We start from the raw sequence: 1,014 nt of genomic DNA on the forward strand, positions 1-1,014 counted from the left end.
GGGTAACAACACATAAGTGGAAATGAGACTTTTTAAGCGCTCAGGCCCTGGATTAATTAGAACCTGGGTCTTTTCCAGCAACTCGTCCCCTAATTTGGTACAGGCAGATTTGATTTTAAACTGGCGACTTGAGTTTTCCTCAGGCAAGGTTTTTATCTCGTTTAACAATTGTTTTAATTCGCCATAAATCTCCAATTTATTTGCTTTGCCAGTGAGGTCATACCAGGTTAACTGCCAATCTGAATGCTCTGTCTCAGGAGAAAGGCGTGTCAGGCAGAAAACCTGTTTTTCCGGATAGTTTAATGCTGTCTCTATCGCTATATCTTCAGCATCACAGAGCACAACATTTTCCATTTCTTTGCGCTTTCCCGCCAGCATTTCCTCCAATTCTTTTTTCCGTAGCTCGGCTTCCTGTATGGCTTTCTCATGCGCTTTAACCAGGTTATCAATATCTTTGCAGATCAACTCATTCAAACGCGGTATGATAACTGTGCGTAAGACGTGCTCCTCTTCGGGTTCATAGCCTTCTATAGAGCGAATTAGAAAAATGTAGAGATCGATATTCGCTGAGGTCGATTCCCATTTTCCCTCGCTGACAAATTTTCTAAACTCTTGTAACTGTAAAATGGGATCAGGCAAAGCGGCTAATGCTGAAATCGTTTTTTCAAATGCTGCAGTTCGTTGGCGAGTGTAATAATAAAGCCATGACCATAAATAGGAATCCTGGTATTGATTATATTCCTTGCTTGCTTGTTTAAAAATTTCTTGTAAACGTTTATTACCTTCCTCAGAACTATCTGAAATAAAATCAATCAGTTCTTTACCAAAATCCTCGAGGCGATCAATAATTCTAGGCATATCCTTGCTCCATTTGTCCAGGTATCTATCATCTTAACTCATCACTGAGGTAATACAAGCAGCAAAAGTTGCTTGCAAAATAAACGCAAATCGCTAACATTGAATTGCTTTAATATAAATAATAATAATAACAAGGTATGTCATGAGAATTGCTCT

Annotated in this window: 1 protein-coding gene; it reads right to left on the reverse strand. The window is 39.0% G+C overall.

Translation table 11 applies throughout. The features are described 5' to 3' along the window. Window positions 1–858: hypothetical protein (locus BN58_RS15565; protein WP_019217605.1), on the reverse strand; the 858-nt coding region annotated here is incomplete at its 3' end. Window positions 859–1,014: the final 156 nt, after the last annotated feature.

Source organism: Legionella tunisiensis (assembly GCF_000308315.1).
Lineage (GTDB): Bacteria > Pseudomonadota > Gammaproteobacteria > Legionellales > Legionellaceae > Tatlockia > Tatlockia tunisiensis.